The 23,711-nt window shown below is 57.6% G+C and carries 21 protein-coding genes; 7 read left to right on the top strand and 14 right to left on the bottom strand.

The window, feature by feature from the left end:
* Nucleotides 1-5: 5 nt before the first annotated feature.
* On the bottom strand, nt 6-3,713 hold the full coding sequence (gene metH / locus T9A_RS01375; RefSeq protein ID WP_035244447.1) for a methionine synthase: 3,708 nt from the start codon (nt 3,711-3,713) through the stop codon (nt 6-8).
* A 288-nt stretch (nt 3,714-4,001) separates the two neighbouring features.
* Here metH and T9A_RS01370 point away from each other — a divergent pair, with 288 nt between their 5' ends.
* Entirely contained in the window at nt 4,002-4,820 is an 819-nt protein-coding gene (locus tag T9A_RS01370) for a mechanosensitive ion channel family protein (RefSeq protein ID WP_035244445.1), read from the top strand.
* A gap of 11 nt (nt 4,821-4,831) precedes the next feature.
* The gene (locus tag T9A_RS01365; protein ID WP_035244443.1) at nt 4,832-5,605 is read left to right on the top strand and encodes a DUF481 domain-containing protein; all 774 of its coding nucleotides are present in this window, start codon (nt 4,832-4,834) and stop codon (nt 5,603-5,605) included.
* Between the two features lie 246 nt (nt 5,606-5,851).
* On the opposite strand, the gene T9A_RS01360 is transcribed toward T9A_RS01365, so the two are convergent.
* From T9A_RS01360 to T9A_RS01345, 5 genes are all read right to left on the bottom strand, one after another.
* On the bottom strand, nt 5,852-7,225 hold the full coding sequence (locus T9A_RS01360; RefSeq protein WP_035244441.1) for an NAD(P)(+) transhydrogenase (Re/Si-specific) subunit beta: 1,374 nt from the start codon (nt 7,223-7,225) through the stop codon (nt 5,852-5,854).
* A 3-nt stretch (nt 7,226-7,228) separates the two neighbouring features.
* Nucleotides 7,229-7,504: an NAD(P) transhydrogenase subunit alpha part 2 gene (locus T9A_RS01355; protein ID WP_035244439.1), complete on the bottom strand. Its 276-nt coding sequence runs from the start codon at nt 7,502-7,504 to the stop codon at nt 7,229-7,231.
* The gene (locus T9A_RS01350; RefSeq protein ID WP_035244437.1) at nt 7,504-8,736 is read right to left on the bottom strand and encodes a Re/Si-specific NAD(P)(+) transhydrogenase subunit alpha; all 1,233 of its coding nucleotides are present in this window, start codon (nt 8,734-8,736) and stop codon (nt 7,504-7,506) included. Before T9A_RS01350 ends, T9A_RS01355 begins: the two co-directional genes overlap by 1 nt.
* Nucleotides 8,737-9,137: 401 nt before the next feature.
* Nucleotides 9,138-9,353: a hypothetical protein gene (locus T9A_RS17245; protein ID WP_232221955.1), complete on the bottom strand. Its 216-nt coding sequence runs from the start codon at nt 9,351-9,353 to the stop codon at nt 9,138-9,140.
* A 27-nt stretch (nt 9,354-9,380) separates the two neighbouring features.
* On the bottom strand, nt 9,381-10,565 hold the full coding sequence (locus tag T9A_RS01345) for an ABC1 kinase family protein (protein ID WP_232221954.1): 1,185 nt from the start codon (nt 10,563-10,565) through the stop codon (nt 9,381-9,383).
* Between the two features lie 127 nt (nt 10,566-10,692).
* On the opposite strand from T9A_RS01345, the gene T9A_RS01340 reads away from it, so the two are divergent.
* A complete protein-coding gene (locus T9A_RS01340; RefSeq protein WP_035244435.1) occupies nt 10,693-11,463 on the top strand; it encodes an alpha/beta fold hydrolase in 771 nt (256 codons plus the stop codon).
* A gap of 78 nt (nt 11,464-11,541) precedes the next feature.
* Nucleotides 11,542-12,687 carry an oxygenase MpaB family protein gene (locus tag T9A_RS01335; protein ID WP_232221953.1) on the top strand — a complete coding sequence of 382 codons (1,146 nt, stop codon included), beginning with the start codon at nt 11,542-11,544 and terminating at the stop codon, nt 12,685-12,687.
* A 49-nt stretch (nt 12,688-12,736) separates the two neighbouring features.
* On the opposite strand, the gene T9A_RS01330 is transcribed toward T9A_RS01335, so the two are convergent.
* Nucleotides 12,737-14,842, bottom strand: a complete 2,106-nt coding sequence (locus T9A_RS01330) for a carboxy terminal-processing peptidase (protein ID WP_035244434.1) — start codon at nt 14,840-14,842, stop codon at nt 12,737-12,739.
* Between the two features lie 176 nt (nt 14,843-15,018).
* On the opposite strand from T9A_RS01330, the gene T9A_RS01325 reads away from it, so the two are divergent.
* On the top strand, nt 15,019-16,242 hold the full coding sequence (locus T9A_RS01325) for a spore maturation protein (RefSeq protein WP_035244432.1): 1,224 nt from the start codon (nt 15,019-15,021) through the stop codon (nt 16,240-16,242).
* On the opposite strand, the gene T9A_RS01320 is transcribed toward T9A_RS01325, so the two are convergent.
* Nucleotides 16,220-16,870 carry an alpha-ketoglutarate-dependent dioxygenase AlkB family protein gene (locus tag T9A_RS01320; RefSeq protein ID WP_232221952.1) on the bottom strand — a complete coding sequence of 217 codons (651 nt, stop codon included), beginning with the start codon at nt 16,868-16,870 and terminating at the stop codon, nt 16,220-16,222. The genes T9A_RS01325 and T9A_RS01320 overlap by 23 nt on opposite strands.
* 63 nt (nt 16,871-16,933) lie before the next feature.
* Between T9A_RS01320 and corA the strand changes: the two genes are divergently transcribed.
* Nucleotides 16,934-17,884, top strand: coding sequence for a magnesium/cobalt transporter CorA (gene corA / locus T9A_RS01315; RefSeq protein WP_035244430.1), 951 nt, complete (start codon nt 16,934-16,936; stop codon nt 17,882-17,884).
* A gap of 171 nt (nt 17,885-18,055) precedes the next feature.
* On the opposite strand, the gene T9A_RS01310 is transcribed toward corA, so the two are convergent.
* Entirely contained in the window at nt 18,056-18,889 is an 834-nt protein-coding gene (locus tag T9A_RS01310; RefSeq protein ID WP_035244428.1) for an MBL fold metallo-hydrolase, read from the bottom strand.
* 58 nt (nt 18,890-18,947) lie between these two features.
* The gene (locus tag T9A_RS01305; RefSeq protein ID WP_035244426.1) at nt 18,948-19,430 is read right to left on the bottom strand and encodes a hypothetical protein; all 483 of its coding nucleotides are present in this window, start codon (nt 19,428-19,430) and stop codon (nt 18,948-18,950) included.
* A gap of 74 nt (nt 19,431-19,504) precedes the next feature.
* On the opposite strand from T9A_RS01305, the gene yaaA reads away from it, so the two are divergent.
* Nucleotides 19,505-20,278 carry a peroxide stress protein YaaA gene (gene yaaA, locus T9A_RS01300; RefSeq protein WP_035244424.1) on the top strand — a complete coding sequence of 258 codons (774 nt, stop codon included), beginning with the start codon at nt 19,505-19,507 and terminating at the stop codon, nt 20,276-20,278.
* A 41-nt stretch (nt 20,279-20,319) separates the two neighbouring features.
* Here the strand turns inward: yaaA and T9A_RS01295 are convergent, their stop codons facing one another.
* From T9A_RS01295 to hemN, 4 genes are read right to left on the bottom strand one after another with little or no spacing between them, the layout of a single operon-like run.
* The gene (locus T9A_RS01295) at nt 20,320-20,616 is read right to left on the bottom strand and encodes a sll1863 family stress response protein (RefSeq protein WP_035244422.1); all 297 of its coding nucleotides are present in this window, start codon (nt 20,614-20,616) and stop codon (nt 20,320-20,322) included.
* Between the two features lie 16 nt (nt 20,617-20,632).
* A complete protein-coding gene (locus tag T9A_RS01290) occupies nt 20,633-21,550 on the bottom strand; it encodes a universal stress protein (RefSeq protein WP_035244420.1) in 918 nt (305 codons plus the stop codon).
* A complete protein-coding gene (gene fnr / locus T9A_RS01285) occupies nt 21,547-22,290 on the bottom strand; it encodes a fumarate/nitrate reduction transcriptional regulator Fnr (protein ID WP_084573355.1) in 744 nt (247 codons plus the stop codon). Before fnr ends, T9A_RS01290 begins: the two co-directional genes overlap by 4 nt.
* 47 nt (nt 22,291-22,337) lie before the next feature.
* Nucleotides 22,338-23,711, bottom strand: coding sequence for an oxygen-independent coproporphyrinogen III oxidase (gene hemN, locus T9A_RS01280; protein WP_035244418.1), 1,374 nt, complete (start codon nt 23,709-23,711; stop codon nt 22,338-22,340).

The following is a 23,711-nucleotide window of genomic DNA, read 5'->3' as shown; positions in this document are numbered from 1 at the left end:
ACAAATCATCTCTGTTCTTCGTCCATATAACCCAGCAGATGTGGCACCATCCGCTCAATTTCCTTGCGGGTCATTCCCTTGCGGGCGGCATAGTCGTCCATCTGGTCCTTGGCCAGCTTGCCAGTGCCGAAGTATTTGGCCTCCGGGTGTGAGAAGTACCAGCCGGAGACAGCCGCGGCTGGCAGCATGGCGTAGCTTTCCGTCAGCGTCATGCCGGCATTCTGTTCCGGGTCCAGCAGCTCCCACAACAGGGCTTTCTCGGTGTGGTCCGGGCAGGCCGGGTAACCGGGGGCAGGGCGGATGCCCTGATATTTTTCGCTGATCATGTCCTGATTGCTGAGCGCCTCGTTATTGGCATAGCCCCAGTATTCCTTGCGGACTTTTTCGTGCATGCGCTCGGCCAGGGCTTCGGCGAGACGATCCGCCAGGGCCTTGATCATGATCGAGGAGTAGTCGTCGTGATCTGCCTCGAAGCGGGCCACGTGTTCGTCAATGCCGCTGCCTGCGGTAACGGCGAAGCCGCCCAGCCAGTCGGTGAGGCCGGTTTCCCTGGGCGCGATAAAGTCGCTAAGGCAGAAATCCGGTTTGTCATTCTTGCTCCGGTCGAGCTGCTGGCGCAGGTGGTGGAGAGTCATAAACGCCTCCTTGTCACCCGGGTTACGGTACAGCTCGATGTCGTCCATGACCGAGTTTGCTGGCCAGAAACCTATTACAGCACGGGCAGTTAGCCACTTTTCTTCAACGATTTTCTCAAGCATGGCCTGGGCATCCCGGTAGAGCTTGGTGGCTTCCGTGCCCACCACCTCGTCTTCCAGAATGCGTGGAAACTTGCCAGCCAGCTCCCAGGAGCGGAAGAAGGGTGTCCAGTCGATGCGTTGAACCAGATCTTCCAGCGGGTAGTCGTCGAAAACCTTCAGCCCTTTTACCTTCGGCTCGGGCGGGGTGTAGCCGGACCAGTCTGGCTGGAAACGATGCTGTCGGGCCTGCTCGATGGAAATCAGGCTGCGATCTACCTGTTGCTGTTTACGACGGACACGCAGGCCTTCGTAGGTTTCCTTCAGCTCCGCGACATAGTCGGCCTTGGCGGTCTTGGAGAGTAACTTGGAGGCCACACCCACGGCCCGGGAGGCGTCGGCTACGTGAACTACCGCTTCCTGGTAAGCCGGGTCGATTTTCACGGCGGTATGGATGCGGCTGGGGGTGGCCCCGCCGATCATCAATGGCAGGTTCATGCCCAGTCGCTGCATTTCGCTGGCCACATGGACCATTTCTTCCAGTGACGGAGTAATCAGGCCCGACAGACCGATGATATCCACCTTCTCGGCCTTGGCGGTTTCCAGGATTTTTTCGCAGGGCACCATGACGCCCATATCCACCACGTCGTAGCCATTACACTGCAGCACTACGCCAACAATATTCTTGCCGATATCGTGGACATCGCCTTTCACCGTGGCCATCAGAATCTTGCCATTGGCTTCGTCCTGGGTGCCCAGCTCTTCCTTTTCCTTTTCCATGTAGGGAAGCAGATAGGCCACTGCTTTCTTCATCACCCGGGCGGATTTGACCACCTGAGGCAGGAACATCTTGCCCTCGCCAAACAGATCACCGACCACGTTCATGCCATCCATGAGCGGGCCTTCGATTACATGCAGGGGGCGGGTCGCATTCTGCCGGGCCAGCTCGGTGTCTTCTTCCACGTAATCGGCGATGCCTTTGACCAGGGCATGCTGCAGGCGCTTTTCCACTTCCCATTCGCGCCAGGCCAGGTCTTCCTTCTTGACCTTCTCTGCACCGCTGCCACGGTATTTCTCCGCCAGATCCAGCAGAACCTCGGTGCTGTCCTCACGGCGATTGAGCACCACGTCTTCCACAGCGTTACGCAGTTCTTCGGGGATGTCGGCATAAATCGCCAGCATGCTGGGATTGACGATGCCCATGTCCATGCCGTTCTTGATGGCGTAGTAGAGGAAGACCGCGTGAATCGCTTCGCGCACGGTGTCGTTGCCACGGAAGGAGAAACTGACATTGGAGACCCCGCCGGAAATCATGGCGTGGGGCAGGGTGCGTTTGATGTCCCCTACGGCTTCGATAAAGTCCACGGCATAGTTGTTGTGCTCTTCGATGCCAGTGCCGATGGCAAAGATATTCGGGTCGAAGATGATGTCTTCCGGCGGGAAGTTCACTTCTTCTGTGAGCAGTTTGTAGGCGCGGGTGCAGATTTCCACCTTGCGTTCGCGGGTGTCAGCCTGACCTTCTTCATCAAAGGCCATGACGATCACGGCGGCGCCGTAGCGACGCAGCAGGCGCGCCTGATGCAGGAAGGCTTCTTCGCCTTCCTTCATGGAGATGGAGTTCACCACCCCCTTGCCCTGGATGCATTTGAGACCCGCCTCGATCACCTCCCACTTGGAGGAGTCGATCATGATCGGCACCTTGGAAATCTCCGGTTCCGATGCCACCAGGTTGAGGAATTTCACCATGCACTCGGCGGATTCAAGCATCCCCTCGTCCATGTTGATGTCGATGATCTGGGCGCCGTTTTCCACCTGATCGCGGGCCACATCCAGAGCAGCGTCGTAATCCTCTTCCTTGATCAGGCGCAGGAAGCGCTTGGAGCCGGTCACATTGGTGCGCTCGCCCACATTGACGAACAAGGAATCCTTGCTGATGGTGCATGGCTCCAGCCCGGACAGTCGGCAGGCTACCTCAATCTCGGGAAGCTGGCGCGGCGGTAAATCCGCCACGGCTTCAGCCATGGCAGCGATATGCTCCGGGGTGGTGCCACAGCAGCCGCCGATGATGTTGAGGAAGCCTTTTTCCGCCCAGCCACGGATTTCTTTGGCCATGGTGGCCGGGTCCAGATCGTACTCACCCATTTCATTGGGTAGCCCGGCGTTGGGGTGGGCGGACACATAGGTCTCGGAGATCCGGGATAGCTCTTCGATGTAGGGGCGCAGCTCCATGGGTCCCAGGGCACAGTTGAGCCCGACGCTGATCGGTCTTGCGTGGCGCAGGGAGTTGTAGAAGGCCTCGGTGGTCTGGCCTGTGAGGGTCCGCCCGGAGGCGTCGGTGATGGTGCCTGATAGCATCACCGGCAGGTCCAGATCATTCTCGTAACAGTACTGATCCACCGCGAATACCGCAGCCTTGGCATTCAGGGTATCGAAGATGGTCTCAATGAGGATCAGGTCGATACCGCCTTCCACCAGGCCATCCAGTGCTTCCAGGTAGGCTTCGACCAGTTTGTCGAAATTGGTGTTGCGGTAGCCGGGATCATTCACGTCCGGGCTGATACTGGCGGTACGGTTGGTGGGGCCGAGTACGCCGGCCACATAGCGCGGCTTGTCCGGGGTGGAGGCTTCGTCAGCAGCCTGTCGGGCCACGCGGGCGGCCGCCACATTGATCTCCCGCGCCAGATCCTGCATGTCGTAGTCGGCCATGGCGATGGAGGTGGCGTTGAAGGAGTTGGTCTCGATGATGTCAGCGCCAGCGTCCAGATAGCCTTTGTGCAATTCCTTGATCCGCTCCGGCTGAGTCATGCAGAGCAGGTCGTTGTTGCCTTTCAGGTCACTGGGCCAGTCGGCAAAGCGGCTGCCCCGGAAGTCTTCCTCGGTGAACTTGCAGCCCTGGATCATGGTGCCCATGCCACCATCCAGAATCAGGATGCGTTGTTGCAGTTGGGCGGTCAGGGGCGCACGAACGCTCTTGAACATTGAAGACTCCGACAGGACAGCAAATGTGACCGGGCATTATACCGGCCAGCTCGGCAGATACCCAGACATGGAGACGTATTGGCAGCTAAATGGACTCGAGTGAGCGCCGGGACTGGTCACCAGAGCACGAAGGTTTCATTATGTGTAGCAAGCTGGCAGCGGGCGGGTTGTTTACGTCGTTGTTGTCAGGTGAAACCTTTGTAAAATTCTGCACTTGTCTGTGTCTGCATCTTGGGCCAGCCACAGGAATGGGCATAATTCGCGCTCACTGGATGAGGAGTACGTTTAATGGATCAATATCTGTCTCAACTTGAAACCTTTGCCAACGAAAACCTGATGCCCTACGCCTGGAATATCATCGCAGCGCTGGTCATCTTTATTGTCGGTAAGTGGATTGTGGGCAAGCTGGCTGCATGGCTAGGCCGAGTGATGGATAAAAAGCTGGACACGGAAGTGGCCAAGTTTCTGGGCAACATCATTCATGTCCTGTTATTCGTTTTCGTCATCATCGCCTCTCTGGACCAGCTGGGCGTGGAAACCACCTCACTGGTAGCTATCCTCGGTGCTGCCGGCCTGGCTGTTGGCTTGGCCCTGAAGGACTCCCTGGGTAACTTTGCGGCCGGCGTGATGCTGATCATGTTCAAGCCGTTCCGGGTTGGTCACTATGTGGAAGCTGGTGGCACCTCCGGTACCGTGAAGGAAATACGGATATTCGCTACCGTGATGAATAGCCCTGACAACAAGGTAATTACCGTGCCAAACGGGTCAATCATGTCCAGTAACATCACCAATTACTCCGAATTACCCACCCGCAGGGTAGATATGGTGTTCGGGGTTGCTTACGATGCGGACCTTTCCGTGGTGAAAAAAGTGCTGGAAGAGGTTCTGGCTGCTGATGAACGCGTCCTGAAGGATCCGGCACCGACTATCGTGGTGGGCGAGCTGGCCGACAGCTCCGTCAATTTCCTGTGCCGCCCTTGGGTCAAGAGCGGCGACTACTGGCCGGTACTCTGGGACACCACGGAAACCGTGAAGCGCCGTTTTGATGAATCTGGTATCGGCATTCCGTTTCCACAGATGGATGTACATCTGGACAAAAGTGAGTAGAGGAGAGATTCATGCGCAGTAAGTATCTCGCTGCCATGCTGATTGCCGCCGCCTTGCCGGCGGTTTCAGTAGCGGCCGAGGAAGGCACCAGCGAAGCTAGCAAATGGTCCGGGGATGTTTCCGTAGGCCTGCTTTTCAAGCGTGGCAACACCGATTCAGATTCGGTTAACGCTCACGCTAACGCCAGCCGTGACAGCGCGTTTTGGCGTCATCATTTCAAAGCTGATGCCAACAATGAGAAAGAGCGGGATCAGGAGACGGATGAATATAACCGTACCGATGAGAATTACTTTGCCTCTTATAAGCTGGATCGCAAGCTTGGTGAGGAATCCCGTAATTATCTGTTTAACGTGGTGACCTACGAGAAGGACAACTTCTCCGGTTTCCATTATCAGGCCAGCTACGCTGTCGGTTTGGGTCGCCGCGTCATCGAACGCGAAGCGCATACCCTGGACATAGAAGCGGGTCCCGGTTATCGCGTCCAGTGCCTGGAGCCGGAAGATTCCTACAGCGACTGTGCAGACACAGAAGAAAGCGCCATTGCCCGTCTGGCTCTGAAGTATCACTGGCAGATCAGTGAAAACGCCGAGTTCCAGGAAGAAATCAGCAGTGAAGTCGGTGAAGACTCCACCAGCACCCGGATGGAGACTTCCCTGACCAGCAAGATCAACAGCCACTTTGCTCTGCGGCTGCGCCATCTGCTGGAGCATGAATCCAAGGTGCCGGCAGGCAGCAAGGAGACGGATCATCAGGTGACTGTAGGCCTGGTTTATACGTTCAAGTAATGCGAGCACGTTTCCGCTGCAGCAACACAAAAAAAGCCCGCCTCAACGAGGCGGGCTTTTTTGTGGGTAGTCGCCTGGAAGCAAACAAGCAACGCCGCATGACTGGGTAGCGTGGATGCGTGATCCACCCGTTGCGGCGTTGTTTATGGGTGGCGCCTTTCAGGTTGACCCAAGTCCACAGAGAAAGCGCAGGCGGAAACAAAAAAGGGGAGCCGAAGCTCCCCCTTTTCCTGATCCGCTTACCGATCAGCCTTCTTTCAGGGCGGTGGTGATATCCAGCACCGCGCCTTTGCCATCGCCGAACAACATAAGAGTGTTATCCTTGGCGAACAGCGGGTTGGGCAGGCCGGCAAAACCGGCGCTCAGAGAGCGTTTTACCACAACCACGGTTTTGGCCTTGTCTACGTTGAGGATAGGCATGCCGTAAATCGGGCTGCCCTTGTCTTCGCGGGCCATGGGGTTGGTCACGTCATTGGCGCCCAGCACGATGGCTACGTCGGTCTGCTCGAAGGTGGGGTTGATGGTATCCATGTCCTTGAGCTTGTCGTAGGGCACTTCGGCTTCCGCCAACAGTACGTTCATGTGACCGGGCATACGGCCAGCAACCGGATGGATGGCGTATTCGACTTCGATACCCATCGCTTCCATGGTATCCGCCATTTCGCGGACCGCATGCTGAGCCTGAGCCATGGCCAGACCAAAGCCGGGCACGATGACAACGCGACGTGCGGTTTCCAGCATCATGGCAACTTCGTCTGCAGAGGTAGACTTCACCTTGCCAGCATAGACTTCGTCTTCGTCCATGGCTTCGCCAGCTTCCGCCATCACACCGAACAGAACGTTGGTGAGGGAGCGGTTCATGGCTTTACACATGATACTGGTCAGGATCAGACCAGAAGCGCCGACCAGCGAACCGGTGATGATCAGGGCGCTGTTGCCCATTACAAAACCGGCAGCGGATGCCGCCACACCAGAGTAGGAGTTCAGCAGGGCGATAACCACCGGCATGTCTGCACCACCAATTGGCAGTACCAGCAACAGGCCGAGGACCATGGCCGCAGCCACCAGACCCCAGAACACCATCTCATTGCCCGGATTGGCAACCAGGTAACCGATGCCGACGATGGAGCCGATGAACAGGACAGCATTGACCAGCTTCATGCCAGGGAAGCCCATGGGCTTGCCATCAATCAGTTCCTGCAGTTTGGCGAACGCGACCAGGGAACCGGTCAGGGTGACCGCACCGATCAATACGGCAGCGCCGGTAGCAATGATGGACACCGTGTCGTTGGCAGAGCCGCGGAAGAACTCGGCGGAAGCCACGGAAAAGGACGCACCACCACCAAAACCGTTCAGCAGAGCGATCATCTGCGGCATGGCAGTCATCTGCACCTTCTTGGCCATGACAGCGCCAATCAGACCGCCGACCACGACGCCGGCGATGATGACTTCATAAGTAACAATATGCTCGTTGAGCAGGGTGACCACGGCGGCAACACCCATACCGGCGGCAGCCAGCAGGTTCCCGCGCACGGCAGTTTTCGGCTTGGTTAGCCCCTTGATGCCCACCACAAACAGGCAGGCGGCGATCAAGTAGGCGATATCAATCCAGTTCTGCATGAATTACTTCCTCTTGAACATCGCCAGCATTCGATTGGTGACCATGAAGCCGCCAATCACGTTGATGGTGGCCAGCACCACAGCGATAAAGCCCAGCACATTGATCAGCATGCCGGAATCAGAACCGGCGGCGATCAGGGCACCCACCACGGTAATACCGGAAATCGCGTTGGAACCGGACATCAGTGGGGTGTGCAGGGTGGGCGGAACCTTGGTGATCAGTTCCACACCGAGGAAGATCGCCAGCACAAACAGGGTTAGTTGGGCTACGAAATCCATTATTTCTCCTCCTCCTTAGTGGCGTCGGAGTCCGCATCCGCGGATTCGTCTGCCTCGGGCTCAGGTTTCGCCAGAGCGGGCAGGCCGAGCAAGTCACGCAGGCGAGCCTGGGGTACGTCGCCATTGTGGCTGACCACGGTTTCGGCAACGATCTCGTCTTCGAAGTCCAGTTGCAGATCGCCGTTATCGTCCAGCAGCAGGTTGAGCAAGTTTTCCATGTTTTTGCCGAACATCTGGCTGGCATGGAACGCCACGGAGGAGGGGACGTTCTCCGGGCCGACGATGGTAACGCCGTGCTTCACAACAGTCTTGCCGGATTCGGTCAGATCACAGTTGCCACCACGTTCTGCGGCCAGATCCACGATAATGGAGCCGGGTTTCATGGCCTTGACCATGTCTTCGGTGACCAGAATCGGGCTCTTGGCGCCGGGAACGGCAGCGGTGGTGATCACCACATCCATTTCCTTGATGACTTCCGTCATCAGCTCGCGCTGACGCTTGAGGAAGTCTTCGCCCTGAGCCTTGGCGTAACCACCGGAGCCTTCGGCTTCACCGGTATCCAGGTCCAGCTCTACCGGCTTGGCGCCGACAGACAGGATCTGTTCGCGGGCCGCGGGGCGCACGTCATAGGCTTCGACCACGGCACCCAGGCGTTTGGCGGTAGCACAGGCCTGCAGGCCTGCCACACCAGCACCCATTACGAACACGCGAGAGGCGTTCATGGTGCCGGCAGCGGTCATGTTCATGGGGAACATGCGCTGGGATTCGTTGGCGGCCAACAGGACGCATTTGTAACCAGCAATCATCGCCATAGAAGAGAGTACATCCATGGCCTGGGCGCGGGTGATCCGCGGTACCAGCTCCAGCGCCAGGCCGGTGACTTTCTTGTCGGCCAGGGTCTGGGCAAATTGCGGGTTGGCCAGCGGATCGGTCATACCGATAACGATCTGGCCTTGCTTGAATTTCTCCAGATCTTCATTGCCGTTCTGGGTGTTGCTGCCAGGCGTTTGCACCTGCAGTACCACCTGCGCGGAAGTAAAGATCTCGTCGCGATCAACCAGCTTGGCTCCGGCAGCTTCAAATGTGCTGTCCGGGTAACCGGCAATATCACCGGCACCACGCTCGATGATGATCTCGACACCTTGTTTTTTCAGCAGTGCGCTGACATTGGCAGGCGTTATAGCAACGCGCTGCTCGCCAGGGCAGATTTCCTTGGGAACACCGATAATCACCTGCGTTACCCCCGTTGTGGTTCGCAAATAATCAGCTATCAGGGCGGCAGAGTTGGCAACCCGGCGCCTTGAAAGCCTCGTTAAACGGTCGCTTCATGGGAGCCGACCGACAAGAGCCTGTCTCAGGCCCTTGCGTCCCGAGTGTGCTGGAGAAGCGGGGCCGGCTGGCCGTTACTGTCATCCATCACACTGCGAAGGTCGAATACCGCCGGTGGACCTGATACTGCAATCTTTGCAGTGAGGCAAACCGGACGACGATCTTCGTCGGTGGCGCAAAGGCCTGAAACAGGCTCTCAGCAGGGTGCTAACCTTATTGTGGCTATGCCACCTTGGCAAATGACAATTCGTTATCGCACCGATAAGCGGGTGATAAAACCGCATTTTTGTCACTTTCTGAGCAATTAATCTACCGGACTGATGGTTTTTTGATCAACCAAGATCACATCAGCCTCTTCCTGCATGTGAATAAAAGGCTCGAGAATAGTGTTTCCCCGCACTTCCGCCTCAATGACGTGCAAAAAGGTGTAGGCGCCGAGTAGCTTGCGGGCCAGGAAGATAAACTCCTTGGGTGGCACGTCAAAGTGCACCGACAAGGCATTGCGGCTGGCCCGATTCATGATGCGATTCGGCAGATCGCTGTTGCCTCAGCAGTATTCCCCTTTGTCATTGAGTACTTCTGCCGGGGGTGGGTAGCGGTCCGGGTCCTGCAGCACTTCAATGGCTTCAAAGCACAGCGAACAGAAATCATCCAGCAGCCGGCGCGGGGCGCCACGAGACAGAAAATCCAGGGCGTTGAGGGCACGGACCAGGCGGTCGCCGTCGTGATGGAAGGAGGCACGAATCATTTCCCGGCCCGGACCCAGCACCTCGTTATCAAAGTCCCGAATGGCGCCGAAATCCAGTAGCACAATCTGGTCGTTCTCCGGGCTATCACCAAAACGCAGCAGATAGTTACCGAAATTCGGGTCGGTCTGCATCTTGTTCCATTCGAACACTTCCCGACAGCACAGCTCCATAATGGCGCGACCGATAAAGTTGCGGCGCTCCTGGGACAGCTTCAGCACGGACGGGTCGGTGACGCTGATACCGCGCTCGAAGGTCATGCACATGATGTTGTGGCTGGAGTACTCCGTGACGATTTCCGGCACCACAAAACGGGTATCTTCGGCCAGCACCTGTCGAAAATGGCGGGTGGTGTGGGCTTCCAGATCGTAATCCACTTCCCGCTGGAGCATTTCGCGCACTTCATCGAGCCACAGATTGAATTGCTCGGTCATCGGTACCAGCCGGCTCAGCTTGAGCAGGCGAACGAGGGCGCGCATGTCCGAATCAATGGCATCGGCCACGCCGGGGTACTGGATCTTGAGCACCAGCTCCTTGCCGTCGGATTTGCGAATCGCCTTGTGAACCTGAGCCAGGGAGGCTGCCCCGAGTGGGGTCTCCTCAATATCCAGCTCCGCCATTTTGACCTCGCCAAGCTCTCGCTTGAGATGGCGCTCAATGGACGGCCACTCCAGGGCGGTGGTCTGGTTTTCCAGCGTATGCAGCGCCGTGGTCACTTCTTCGGGCAGGAAATGCTCGCCGAACAGGGCCATCATCTGGCCGATCTTGACCACAGAGCCCTTGAGCCTGCCCAGTTCATCCACCAGCTCCTGGGCACGGGCGGACAGGTTCTCCTTGCGGCGGGCCTCACGCTGGTCTTTTGGGGTAAAGATGGCCCCGGCACTGGCGGTCGCATACTTGGCGCCAGCCAGAAATCCGGCCTTGGCCATGGAAAAGCGTCGCTCTACCGAGCCGGTCTTAACCCGTTTTACGGTTTTTCGTGTCATAGTCGCGAAGAAACTCCATTTGCCATCCTGAACGCCGGTGGCATTCTAGCCGGTATTGGATATCGGGTCATTGGCTGCACCGAAAGTCACTGTTTGATTTTGTCTGTATCTCGGGAGGTAAGTCAGCATGGGAAGAACCTGGGTGTTGTTGCGGGGCCTGGTTCGTGAGCAGAGACACTGGGAGGACTTTCCTGAACAGTTTCAGGCCAGTGTGCCACAGGATCGGGTGGTAACGGTGGATTTGCCCGGAAATGGCCACTTCTGTGAAGAGAAAAGCCCCACTCGGATTGCTGCCATGGTAGTCCATCTACGCGACCAGTTGACCGCGCAGGGGCATCAGGGCCCCTATCACCTGGTCGCTTTATCACTGGGAGCGATGGTGGCTGTGCAATGGTTGTGTCAGGCCCCCCGTGAAGTGGCCTTTGCGGGCCTCATCAATACTAGTGCCAGCCGTTACAGCCCGTTCTGGCGTCGCTTGCGCCCGGCCAATTACCGGCGCCTGCTCAGCGATGCGGTGTTCAGTCGTAACCGGGTACGCAAGGAAACCGCGATTCTGGAAATTACCTCCAATCTGCGCGAGCCGGCGTTTCTGCATCAGCTTGCAGAAACCTGGGCGGAATATGCGCGCGAACAACCCGTATCGCTGCGTAACAGCCTGAGACAGCTACTTGCTGCCATGCGTTTTCGCGCCCCGGCCGCTTTACCGGAAAGCGTTCCAGTGCTGATCATCAATGGGGCAGGGGACCGTCTGGTCAACCCGGCCTGCTCGCTGGCTCTTTCACAGGCCTGGGACCTACCCATCAAATGCCACCCCCAGGCTGGCCATGACCTGCCTCTGGATGCGCCTCAATGGCTGATCAACACCCTTATCGAAGGGGTAACAGATTTCACTGTTTAGTGTGTTGACCGTATAGCCCTGGCAGCCTAGCGTTATCTCAGAACTCATGAGTTCCGAAATAACAACAATGGCGAGGTAATGATGGCAACACCGCAGGAACTGATCCGCTTCGAGCGAGGCCCGCAGAGTCCCCGCGAACGGGTCTGGTGGGATCGCTATTCCCATGAACGTCTGAATGCCTGGCGGCAGGTGCAGGACCCGCTGGCAGATCGATGTGCTGCGCAAATCACATTCACCCGGCCTTCCGGGCTGCTCGACGAGGTGGAAAAACGGGCCAGGGAAGAGGGTGGGGATTTTCAGGCCTTTCTGGACCACTGCCATACGGTGCCATCCTGGGTGGATTTCGACGCCATGGAGCTGGGTCGGCGCATGTACCGACGCAATGGCGCACTGCAGGGTCTGGTGCTGATGTGTTCAAGCCTTGTGGAGGGCTACGCGCACAACAAGCCCTCCCAGGTACTGGTGGCCACCGGTCGCCTGCAGAAAGACGTTTCCCGCAGAATTTACGAAACCGGACAGATGCTCCACAACATCGTCGGCGACGACGGTATCCGGCCGGGTGGCCTGGGGCACCGCACGCTGATGGAAGTGCGGCTGCTACACGCGGCAGTTCGCCAGTTTCTTGCCCGGAATCCCCGGTGGGACAATGCCAAATACGACCTGCCAATCAATCAGGAAGACATGGCCGGCACCATCCTGGAGTTCGATTTCATGGTGGTCAGGGGGCTCAAGCGTCTTGGCCTGCAGATCAGTCGGCATGAGCATGAATCCATGCACTATTTCTGGCGTTATGCGGGTTACCTGCTCGGAGTCGACGAGGCACTGCTGACAACCACCCTGGAAGAGCAGGAAATCCTCGCCATGCAGTTGACCTCTCATCTGTACGAGCCCACTGCGGACAGCGAGTCCCTCGCCAAGGCGCTATTGCGCGACATGGCCGGCAAGCCGCCATTCAATTTGTCCTATGAGGTATTGCTGGGCTTCAGCCGCTATCTTATCGGTGACAAGGTGGCGGATGATCTCAACATCAACAGCAGTGTTCCGGCCGCCACAGCAGTGCGAGTGGTAAAGACCGCTGTCAGTGCCGCCAGTTTCGGTGTGCGGTTTCTGCCAGACCCGGCCAAGCGAGCCCTGGAAAACCTGAACCACCAACTGGGCCGGCGAACACTGAAAGCCGGGCTGGGGGACAACCCGGCTCGCTGGGGCTTCAAGGCTCTGGCCTGAAAAATAAAAAAAACCGGCGAAAGCCGGTTTTTTATTACAGCAGCCAAGATCAGCCCTGCCGGGCCACCTGGTTCTCTCGTATCAGGCTCATGTAATCCACCAGGATCTCCCCGGTTTCCCGTACGTAGGGATCTTCGTCGATGGACTCTTCATCACTTTCCGGGTCCAGCGCCCGCTGCTCCTCCAGATCACGCAGTTCCTTGATGCTGCCCAGCGGCTCTTCATCGCGGGATTTGCGGCGACTGTTCTCAATGGCAAGGCGTTCGCTGTCCAGCGCTTTCTGTGTAGCGGTGCGACTTTTCTCATTCAGAGACAGTTCGATCCGGTTGCGATTTTCCTCCAGAAGCTTGCGCAGGGACTCCACGTAGATGAACTCCGGGTCCTTATCAATACGGCTGGAGTGCTTTTCGCGCAGCTGAGGCAGGTAGGGGACAATATCACTCACCCGCTGGTATTTTGCCGAGTCGATTTCATCCCAGGGCAGGGCGTTGGGCAGGGAGCTTTCCCCCACCTCATCCTTGTCGATCAGCGAAGGCATATCCACGTCCGGTACGATGCCCAGATTCTGGTTACTGGAGCCGGAGACCCGATAAAACTTGGCATTGGTCATCTTCAATTTGCCGTGATTCAGATCCAGCAGGGTCTGTACCGTGCCTTTGCCGTAGGTCTGGTCACCGACAATCAGGGCGCGGCCATAATCCTGCATGGCACCGGCAAAAATCTCCGAGGCGGAAGCACTGAAGCGATTGACCATCACCGCCATGGGGCCGGCATACAGTACTCCGGGAAACTTGTCGCCTTCGATACTGACGCGGCCACTGGACTCGCGCACCTGCACGGTGGGGCCTCGATTGATAAACAGGCTGACCAGCTTGTTAACTTCCAGCAGGGAGCCGCCACCATTGTTGCGCAGATCAATTACCAGGCCGTCGATGTTTTCCTTGCGTAATTCCACCAACAGCTTGGCCACATCACTGGTGGTGCTGGTGTAGTTGGGATCGCCCCGGTGGAAGGCGGCAAAATCCAGGTAAAACGCTGGAATTTCGATAATGCCCAGCTTCATGGTTTCGCCATCACGCTCAATGGTGATCACATCCTTCTTGGCGGCCTGTTCCTCCAGCACCACCTTGTTGCGCTCGATGGTGATGGTACGGGTGTCGTGCTCGCTGGCACTGCCGGCAGGGATGATCTCCAGGTTGACTTTGGTCCCCTTGGGGCCACGGATCTGATCCACCACTTCATCCAGGCGCAGGCCGATTACCGGCTCCGGTGCTTCGCCATCCTGGGAAACCCCGACGATCCGATCAGCCGGTTTCAACTGGCCGCTTTTGGCGGCAGGGCCGCCAGGAACCAGGCGTACCACCTTGGTATAACCGTCTTCGTATTGCAGCACTGCCCCGATACCTTCCAGGGAGCGGCTCATGCTGATGTCGAAATTTTCCGAGTTATGCGGTGTGAAGTAGTTGGTATGCGGATCAAAGGTCTGTGTCAGGGCATTGATATAGACCTGAAACACATCCTCCGGGGTGTTCTGGTTAATTCGTTTGAGCTGGCTTTCATAGCGCCGAGTCAGACGGGTACGAATGTCGTCCAATGAGCTGTCATTGAGCCGCATGGAAAGCACTGCATTTTTCAGCTGGCGTTGCCAGATGGTGTCCAGCGCCGCCTCGTCCGCTGCCCAGGGCGCTTCACCCCGATCCACCAGCACGGTTTCCTCATCATCGAAGGTCAATGACTCCAGATCGTTCTCGATGGTGTCCAGCAGCTTCTCCAATCGGGTTTCCAGGCGTTCCTGGAAACGATTAAAGATGGTGTAACCGGCTTCCAGCTGGCCATCGCTTAGCTGGTCATCAAGCTTGTTGCGGTAACGCTCGAATTCGCGAATGTCGCTGGCCAGGAAATACTGGCGATTGGGGTCCAGGTCCTCGAGATAGCTGTCCAGCACCTGGCTGGACAAGGAGTTGTCGAATTCCAACCGCCGATAGTGGTGCTTCAAGTTGGCAGCAATTTCCGCAGCGGCATCCAGCTGGTCGCTGGTGGGTTTCAGGTCACCCTGAACCTCCGGCTCTGAACGAAGGCCGCTCACTCCCTGAATGGCGCCACCCAGCAGGACCAGTGCCAGTGCCAGAGGGAAGAACTTACGAACTAGTGACATGCTGTTTCTCAAACGGTTTACCTGCAGTATAGACGACGGCCTGAAAGCGGTCATTCGCGGTTGAATTTCTCTATAACCTGTAGACTACCGTGAAAGCGCGAAGTTGCACCGTCATAAAAGTCGCCAAATTACGGATTTTCAACAAATTACCACGACCCTAGCGTACGGGGGATGCTTTGCACAGACTGTTCAGCCTGTTTTTCCTTGCGGGTATCGCCGGAGCGGTGACCCAGCTCATTGGTGGTGACATGGCGGCGCCGGGGCGTTTGATCAATGCCCTTTGGTCGGCGGCCGACCTGGCCGTTGAGGTCAGCCTGGGCCTGATCGGGGTACTGGCACTGTGGAGCGGGCTATTCAAGATGGCCGAGGCCAGCAATCTGGCCGCACGGTTGTCGTCCTGGGTGGAGCCGGTTCTGGCCCGCTTGATGCCGGGGGTTCGGCGCACTCCTGAAGCATCCGCACCGGTTTCCATGAACCTGGCCGCTAACATGCTGGGCCTGGACAATGCCGCCACACCGCTTGGACTCAAGGCCATGGAGCGCCTGCAGCAGGGTAATCCGCAGCCGACACGGGCCACGGATAGTCAGATCATGTTCCTGGTGCTCAACACCTCGTCAGTGACCCTGGTGCCGGTGACAGTGCTGATGTTCCGGGCCCAGCAGGGCGCCAGTGACCCGGCTGCTGTCTACCTGCCTTTGCTGATGGCCACCACGGTATCCACTCTGGTGGGCATTCTGGTCACCGCCCGGGTCCAGCGTATATCTCTGCGCGATCCGTTGTTGCTGGTGGTGGCCGGTATCTGGCTGGCCATGCTGGCCGCGCTGGGGACCATTGTTTGGCTGGCGCCCACGGAGCTCGCCAACACGCTGTCGAGCTTGCTTGGCAATGGCATTCTGTTGCTGGTACTGAGTGCTTTCTTTGTTGCTGCCTGGCGGGGTGGGGTAGATAGCTACGACACCTTTGTGGAGGGCGCCAAGGAGGGCTTCACCCTGGCGGTGCGGCTGATCCCCTACCTGGTGGCCATGCTGGCGGCCATTGCCATGTTGCGAGCGGGCGGGGTGCTGGACCTGTTCCTGGATGGCATTCGCTTCGGGGCCGCCGCCATTGGCTGGGATACGCGTTTTGTGGACGCGCTCCCGGTGGCGTTCCTTAAACCGCTGAGCGGCTCCGGGGCCCGGGCAGCCATGGTGGATGTGATGCAGACTCAGGGTGTGGATTCCCTGGCCGCGCGCATGGCTGCAGTGATGCAGGGCTCCACAGAAACCACCTTCTATGTGCTGGCGGTGTACTTCGGCAGCGTAGGGATCCGTGATTTCCGCTATGCCTTATGGTGTGGTCTGGCAGCGGATGCGGCGGGACTGATCGCCGCCATTCTGCTCAGTTACGCGTTCTGGGGCTGATGCCGGTGAAGATTCTGCGAAACGTCAGGTTGAGACGCTCACCCTGAACCCGTTGTCGCCGCGGCAGCGCATGCTGGAATTGCTGCTGCACCTGAGGGCTCATCAGCAGCAGGCTGTTATCCGGTAGCGCCAGCGAGAAACACTGGCGGCCTCCACCACGGGGGCGAAACACGAAATCCCTTTCTGCACCCAGGCTGTAAGAGGCAATCCAGGGCTCCGGGCCAAGCTCGGGTTCGTCGTCACTGTGATAGCCCATGCAATCCTTGCCGTTACGATAGCGATTGGCCAGCACCGAGTTAAACGGGTGCCCGCACAGTTCGCTCACGGTATCGCGCACCGGCTTCAACACGTCCGGCCAGCCATCCGCCACATGCTGGTGACCGGAGTAGCGATAGGGAATGCCCGCATCGCCATGCCAGGCCGTGAGCCGTGGTACGGTATGATAACGACCAAATACCTGAATCCGTGGCTGCTGCCAGTCCAGTGCCGCATTCAGATCTGCTTGTAATAGCCGGTGCTGCGCAGCGGGCAGGGCATGGTGCCAAAGCCATAACCTGGCCTGACCGGCCAGGGTAATCGCTTCCGGCATTTTCTGGCCGGCTGCGGACCCGGAATCGTTGACAGTCATAAGCTCCGTACTATATCAAATTGCTGCCGGTATCTTGCCGGCGATGGTGATCAGGGAAACATCATGCTGCATATCTTCCGCATCGAAAACGGTGTTCTGCGTGAAAAGGACACGGAAAGCATCCTGCCCACTCTGGCTGATGATGCCAGCTGGATTGATCTGGTGGACTCGGAGGAAAACGAACGCGAGCTGGTGCAACAGTTTCTGGAAGCGGAACTGCCGGCCTCTGATGACATGGAAGAAATCGAAGCGTCCGCCCGTTTCTTCAGCGATGAGCAGGGGCTGCATGTCCACTCCCTGTTTCTGTTCCAGTCCGAGGGGCGCGCTCGTACGTCCACGGTGGCGTTTGTCGTCCAGGAAGGTCGTCTGCTGTCATTCCGGGATTCCCGGTTACCCGATTTCCGGCTACTGCGACTGCGCGTACGCCGAGGCTGGGTAAAGGCAAAGCAGCCGATAGATATCCTCTTGAGTATTCTCGAGCAAAAAGTGGAAAACCTGGCTGATGCCCTCGAGGATGTGCACCGTGACCTGGAACAAGTGGGGTACAGCGTGCTGGAGGAGGAGAACGGAGAGCTGGAAGACGATATTGAAAAACTGGCCCGGCTGGAGGATACCAACGGCAAGATTCGCCTCTGCCTGATGGATACCCAGCGTTCCATTTCCTTTATTCAGCGCTATGTCCGCACCGACAAGGTTCGCCGTCGCACCTGTGCCGAGGTGCAGCATGACCTGGACACCTTGATGTCACACACCACCTTCCTGTTCGACAAGATCAACTTTTTGATGGATGCGGCGCAGGGGTTCATCAATATCCAGCAGAACCAGATCATCAAGATCTTTTCCATCGCCGCGGTGGTGTTCCTGCCGCCGACCATGATTGCCAGTATCTACGGCATGAACTTCGAGATCATGCCGGAGCTGAACATGGTTTATGGCTATCCCATGGCGATATGCCTGATGCTGCTGTCCGGCATGACGCCTTACTGGTTTTTCAAGCGTAAAGGGTGGTTGTGAAGGGCAGTTAACGGTGCATAGTTAACCGCGAAAACCGCCTTCGGCTGAGCTCCTGTAGGAGCATCGCTTGAGATGCGAATGGACGTAGCAGGAAGCGAGTAAGAATTCGCGAAAACCGAAACCGTAGCATTGGTTTGCTTTTGCCTATCGACACTCGCTTCCCTGGCGCAATCAGGTTTTGTGCCAGCCTTGATCGGTTTCTTCGGCTTTGCCATCTTCGGCCAGCTTGATCAGGTGGGCCTGCAGGGAGAATTGGGCCACACCGTGCAGGAATTCCGGCACGTCGTCATAGACCACCTTCACCAACACTGCCAGGGTTTGAGGGTCACCCGAGAGGGCGTCCAGCACCTTGTCTTCGCGTTTCTGTCGGTGCGCCAGTGTATGGGTCAGGGTTTCTTCCGGGCCGCTGATCAGATCGCCATGACCAGGAGCCATCCGTGTTATGCCGCGCTGCTGCAGTTTGCGTAGCGAAGCAAAGTAGGCCTGCATGGAACCGGAGGGAGGAGCGATCACTACGGTGGAGCCCTGGATCAGGTGATCGCCGGTAAACAGCATGCCATCATCACTGAGGTAGCACAGGTGGTTGCCCACATGGCCCGGGGTTTCAATTACCTGTAGCGAAACGCCGCCGCAATCCACCCGGTCTCCCTCGGCCAACAGACGGTCTGCCTGCCAGCTCTCGTCTTGCAGGCCGTCATCGGGTACCGAGGGGCCCAGACAACGAGCCCCGGTGGCTGCCACCAATGCCAGAGCGCCTGGGGAATGGTCTCGATGGGTATGGGTGACCACCACCTGGTCGATGGGTTTTCCCAGGGTGCGGGCAGCCTGCAGCAGAGCCTGCAGATGCTCCTGATCCTCGGGGCCGGGATCAATGACCGTCAGGCTATCCTTGCCAAACAGATAACTGTTGGTGCCAGGCCCGGTCATCATGCCCGGGTTGCGCGCCAGAACCCGCCAGGCATGATCGCCAATCGGGGTGAGCTGGCCGGGAATCAGTGATGCCATAATGACTCCTGGGAATTTGAAGGCCGCATTGTGACGATTCACCCTGCAGGATGCCAGTCTACGACTGCGGGTAGGCCAGCTTGTCGATCGCTTCCAGTTCCCAGCGATCCACCGGGGTGTCTTCTTTCGGATGACGACTGACAACTGCAAAGGGGTAATCCTGACCAGCGGGCAGGTACATTTGCACATCAATGGTCTGCTGGTAGATCACAGTGCAGTCATTCTCCGCCTTCGGGCAGGACAGGGCGCGGGCCTGAAGCGTTACCGCTGCCACATTCATTTCACTGCGGTTGGCCAGGTTGCCGGTCAGGCGCACGCCGGATTCAGAGGCAAGGAATTCTTTCAGCGTTACCTCGATCCCATCAGGGGGAAGCCGCACCTGATCGTCACGGCCGCCTTGCCAGACACCGATGCCGAGTACCATGAGGCCGGCCAGTACCAGGCTCAGCACCAGATAAAACGGTCGACGCCCCCATTGCCAGCTACCCCAGAGCAGAACGGTAACCGCGATAATGACAGTCAATACCAGTAATAGGCGCATTTATTCTCCAGAATTGCAGACCTCGCTCCCCCTGATTCATATAATCCCGGGAGTCATATGTAAAGGAGTAGGCCATGCTGATTGTTGTATCGCCAGCAAAAACCCTGGATTACGAGAGCGAATTGCCAACGCTGAAAACCACCCAGCCCCGATTGCTGGATGATAGCGATGTGTTGATCGAGCGGGCACGCCAGCTTTCTCCGGCGGATGTCAGCAGCCTGATGGGTGTCAGTGACAAGATCGCGCACTTGAATGTGGAGCGGTTTGCCCAGTGGCAGCGACCCTTCAACAAGAAGAATGCCAGGCCCGCGGCGTTTGCCTTCAAGGGCGATGTGTATACCGGCCTGGAAATCGACACCTTCACGGACAACCAGCTCAAGGAGGCCCAGACGTCCTTCCGAATGCTGTCAGGACTGTATGGCGTGCTACGCCCGCTGGACCTGATGCAACCATACCGCCTGGAAATGGGTACCAAACTGGATACCCCACGCGGCAAGGATCTCTATACGTTCTGGGGCGACATTATCACTGAACAGCTCAACAAGGATATGAAAGCGGCGAAAACCGACGTGCTCGTCAATCTGGCATCCAATGAGTATTTCAAGTCGGTGAACAAGAAAGGGATCAATGGCCGCATCATTGAACCGGTCTTCCAGGATGAGAAAAACGGCAAGTACAAGGTGATCAGCTTTTACGCCAAGAAGGCCCGTGGCCTGATGGCGGCGTGGATTATCAAGAAGGGCATCAAGGACCCGGCCAAACTGAAGAATTTCGATGTGGCGGGTTATTGCTTTGCTTCGGATCTGTCGACCCCGGACAAGCCGGTGTTTCGTCGGGCCGAGCAGTAGACCTGGTGAAGGAGCGCCACTGGGGCGCTCCTGAAACGGGGTCAGTCTCTGTCTTCAAACTCGCTGCGGGCGGCAAGCAAGCCGGTTTTCAAACCATCCCAGGCCAGTTCCACGCCGGCTTTGATGTCATCCCAGGCATCTTCGCCGTGAGACTCCAGTTTTTCCAGTTTGGCTTCCAGCTCGTCGCGACGATCCTGAATCTCCGCAATTTTTTGCTTCGCGTCGCTACGCCACTCTTCACGCTTGTCCCCCAACCGGGCGGTCAGGCGATCCAGCTGATAATCCCAGTCTTCCAGTTTCTGGCGAATGTTGTCGGCAAAGTCTTTCTTGTCTGTCATTACGTTATGCTCCTGATCAGGCTTGCCAGGGACTCTGGAAACCTTGGGGTTTGATGACCAGCACATCCGTGCTGGCACGGGTAATCACGGATTCTGCTGTGGCGCCCAGTAACAGCCTTTCCGGCAGGTTACGATGCACGGTGCCTACCACCAGTACGTCCATATCATGTTCGTCACAGTATTTCGCCAGGGTCGGCGCCACCGGGCCGGTCAGCACTGTCATCTGGTCCGGCCCCAGGCCGTGGGCGGCACCAAATGCCTGAAAGCGATCACGGTAAAACTGGCGCACCTTTTCCATGCCGCCGCTGTAATCGGGAATCGCTTCGCCCACCAGCAGAATCAGGCTGTCGTCCATTTCATCAAGCACATGAGTAGCGCGCAGGGTGCCACCAAGATTGCCGGCAAAATGATTTGCCGCACCGAGCACGTTAACCGCCAGGGCATCCTGGGGCTGCTCTTCTGTACCCGGGTCCAGGGCGGCCAGAACTCTCGGTGCATGGGGCCACTGACGGCCATGAACACACAGCACCGGGCAGGGCGCCTTGCGAATCAATTGCCAGTCCCGCGGGGTGAAAAGATGCCGGCGCAGGCCGCTTTCTTCACTGGTATGCACAACCACCATGGCGGGTTGCAGGTCGAGGATGCTCTCACGCAATGCGGCCATGCTGTCTTTGTGCCACAGAATGGAAAGCTGACAGCGCTCCCTATCGGTTAATTCACTGATCCTGTTTTGCCAGGCTTTGTGAATCTGTGCGCGGGCGGCGTCCTGTCGTTCATGGTCAACGCCAACGGCGCGAACCATAGCGGAGGAATAGGCATTGACCAGAACATGCAGTGGCGCCTTGGTGGAATCCGCCACCTGTCTGGCTTTGTATAGCGCAGGCTGGGGAGCCTTCAGATCACTGTCGAGAATGGCCAGTACCGGGGCGGTCACAGGCTTACTTCCAGACTCTGCTCTCCACAAAGGCTTCGCCGATTTAGGATCTCCACTTCACGTCCCTCCACGCGTAACCAGCCATTTTGCTGGAAGCGGGTAAAGATACGGCTGACAGTCTCCACCGCCAGGCCCAGATAATTGGCGATGTCATAGCGCGACATGGGAAGACGGAATGCCCGCTCGCTAAGCCCTCGGCGTTGGTGACGTGCTGACATGGATATCAACAGGGATGCCACCCGGTCATCCGCATTTTTCTTGCTGAGCAGCATATGCAGCTCACGGTCTGAGCGAATTTCGTTACTCATCAGGCTGAAGAAATGGTGCTGCAGCGACGGGATGCGCTGGGACAGCATTTCCAGTTTGGAGAATGGGATCTCGCACACCGTGGCGGTTTCCAGTGCCTTGGCGTTGGACATGTGGTGGGCGGTGCTAATGCCATCCATGCCAAGCACTTCACCGGGGAGATAAAAGCCGGTGACCTGCTCGTCGCCTTCATCGCTGAGCACATAAGTTTTCAAGGCGCCGGAGCGGACCGCGTAGACCGCCTGAAACTCGTCGGCGGCGCGAAACAGATGTTCGCCGCGTTTCAGGGGTCGGCCCCGATGAATGATGCGATCCAGCTCGTCGAGCTGTGTCGGCGCCACTGCCAGTGGAAGGCAGACAGGGCTGAGACTGCAATCATTGCAGGAAACATGTTGAGACACGGTGTGACTCCGGTTGATGGCTGCGTAATGCAAATTTCACCTTACAGTATAGGGTAGGGTGAACAACAAGCGAATATAGTTCAAATGATGCGACTGAAGCGATTTTGGGCCTCGTTCTGGGTATAGCGATCAAAAGGCATCACCAGGGCCCGGCTTACCAGCCGGCCCTGCTCGGTGATCACCAGCCGCTGCTTGTCCACGCGCACCAGCCCCTGATCCTCAAACTCCACCCAGGAAGCCAGGGCATCCACAAAGTAGTCAGGGAAATTGATTTGCCACTGCTCACTGAACAGATTCATGTCCACGTACAGGTCGCACAACAGGCGCATGATAAGGTCGCGGCGCATCTGGTCATCGCGATCCAGGAGATAACCCTGTTCAATGGTGGACTGGTGCTGATCAATGGCATCCGACCAATGACTTAATGATTTCATGTTCTGCGCGTAAAGATTGCCGATCTGGCTGATGGCACTGACCCCAAAGCCCAGCAAATCCGCATCCCCGTGGAGGGTGTATCCCTGAAAATTGCGGTGCAGAAGCCCGTTGCGCTGAGCCACGGCAATCTCGTCGCTTTCCAGAGCAAAGTGATCCATGCCGATAAAGGTATAGCCGGCATCCTGGAGGATGCGCCCGGCACGGACGAACATGGACAGCTTTTCTTCCGGGCTGGGCAAGGCCATATCCGGTATCTGCCGCTGAATTTTGAAGCGCGCCGGCAGATGGGCGTAGTTGTACAGCGAAATTCGCTCGGGCCGAAGGTCTGCAATCTGCTCGATGGTGCGGGCCAGACTGGATTCCGACTGCCAGGGGAGGCCGTAAATCAGATCGGTGTTAATGGATTTGAAACCGAAATCCCGCGCCCAGCCCATGGTCTGACGAATCATTTCATAGGGCTGGACCCGATTGACCGCCTGCTGCACACGCAAATCCAGGTCCTGAACCCCGAGGCTGATGCGATTGAAGCCCAGGCCACGAAGCAGCCCCAGACGAGCCTGGTCCACGGTGCGTGGATCAATCTCGATGGCATAGTCGCCACGGTCATCTTCACGCAGGGTGAAGTGTCTGGCCATGTAATAGACCAGTTCGGTGATCTGGGCATCATTTAGAAAGGTGGGGGTGCCGCCACCCCAGTGAATCTGGGTGACCGGCCTTTGCCTGTCTACCTGTTCGGCGCGCAGGCCGATTTCCTGCTTCAGACGTTTCAGGTATTCCGCCGCTCTGCCACGGTTGGCGGTGACAACCCGATTGCAGGCGCAGTAATAGCAGACGGTGCTGCAGAACGGAATGTGCATATACAGCGACAACGGCCGGCGAGCGGCATTGCCAGCATCAATGGCCTCGGCATAATCCGACTCACTGACTTCCTCGTGAAACTGGGGAGCAGGCGGGTAAGACGTGTAGCGCGGTCCGGGACCGCCATGCCGGCTGATCAATGTTTTGTCCCAGGTAGCCAC

Origin of the sequence: Alcanivorax jadensis T9 (assembly GCF_000756655.1) — a bacterium.
GTDB classification, from domain to species: Bacteria; Pseudomonadota; Gammaproteobacteria; order Pseudomonadales; family Alcanivoracaceae; genus Alcanivorax; species Alcanivorax jadensis.
Note: the sequence above shows the minus strand (reverse complement) of the source record. Positions and strands in the feature narration are given on the sequence as shown.

Coding starts and splice junctions, on each gene's coding strand:
- T9A_RS01345 (WP_232221954.1), bottom strand. CDS start 10,565: ATGACACGAAAAACCGTAAAACGGGTTAAGACCGGCTCGGTAGAGCGA.
- T9A_RS01320 (WP_232221952.1), bottom strand. CDS start 16,870: ATGACTGTCAACGATTCCGGGTCCGCAGCCGGCCAGAAAATGCCGGAA.
- T9A_RS01360 (WP_035244441.1), bottom strand. CDS start 7,225: ATGCAGAACTGGATTGATATCGCCTACTTGATCGCCGCCTGCCTGTTT.
- T9A_RS01295 (WP_035244422.1), bottom strand. CDS start 20,616: ATGACAGACAAGAAAGACTTTGCCGACAACATTCGCCAGAAACTGGAA.
- T9A_RS17245 (WP_232221955.1), bottom strand. CDS start 9,353: ATGAATCGGGCCAGCCGCAATGCCTTGTCGGTGCACTTTGACGTGCCA.
- T9A_RS01355 (WP_035244439.1), bottom strand. CDS start 7,504: ATGGATTTCGTAGCCCAACTAACCCTGTTTGTGCTGGCGATCTTCCTC.
- metH (WP_035244447.1), bottom strand. CDS start 3,713: ATGTTCAAGAGCGTTCGTGCGCCCCTGACCGCCCAACTGCAACAACGC.
- T9A_RS01370 (WP_035244445.1), top strand. CDS start 4,002: ATGGATCAATATCTGTCTCAACTTGAAACCTTTGCCAACGAAAACCTG.
- T9A_RS01335 (WP_232221953.1), top strand. CDS start 11,542: ATGATGGCAACACCGCAGGAACTGATCCGCTTCGAGCGAGGCCCGCAG.
- T9A_RS01305 (WP_035244426.1), bottom strand. CDS start 19,430: ATGCGCCTATTACTGGTATTGACTGTCATTATCGCGGTTACCGTTCTG.
- T9A_RS01330 (WP_035244434.1), bottom strand. CDS start 14,842: ATGTCACTAGTTCGTAAGTTCTTCCCTCTGGCACTGGCACTGGTCCTG.
- T9A_RS01365 (WP_035244443.1), top strand. CDS start 4,832: ATGCGCAGTAAGTATCTCGCTGCCATGCTGATTGCCGCCGCCTTGCCG.
- yaaA (WP_035244424.1), top strand. CDS start 19,505: ATGCTGATTGTTGTATCGCCAGCAAAAACCCTGGATTACGAGAGCGAA.
- corA (WP_035244430.1), top strand. CDS start 16,934: ATGCTGCATATCTTCCGCATCGAAAACGGTGTTCTGCGTGAAAAGGAC.
- T9A_RS01340 (WP_035244435.1), top strand. CDS start 10,693: ATGGGAAGAACCTGGGTGTTGTTGCGGGGCCTGGTTCGTGAGCAGAGA.
- T9A_RS01310 (WP_035244428.1), bottom strand. CDS start 18,889: ATGGCATCACTGATTCCCGGCCAGCTCACCCCGATTGGCGATCATGCC.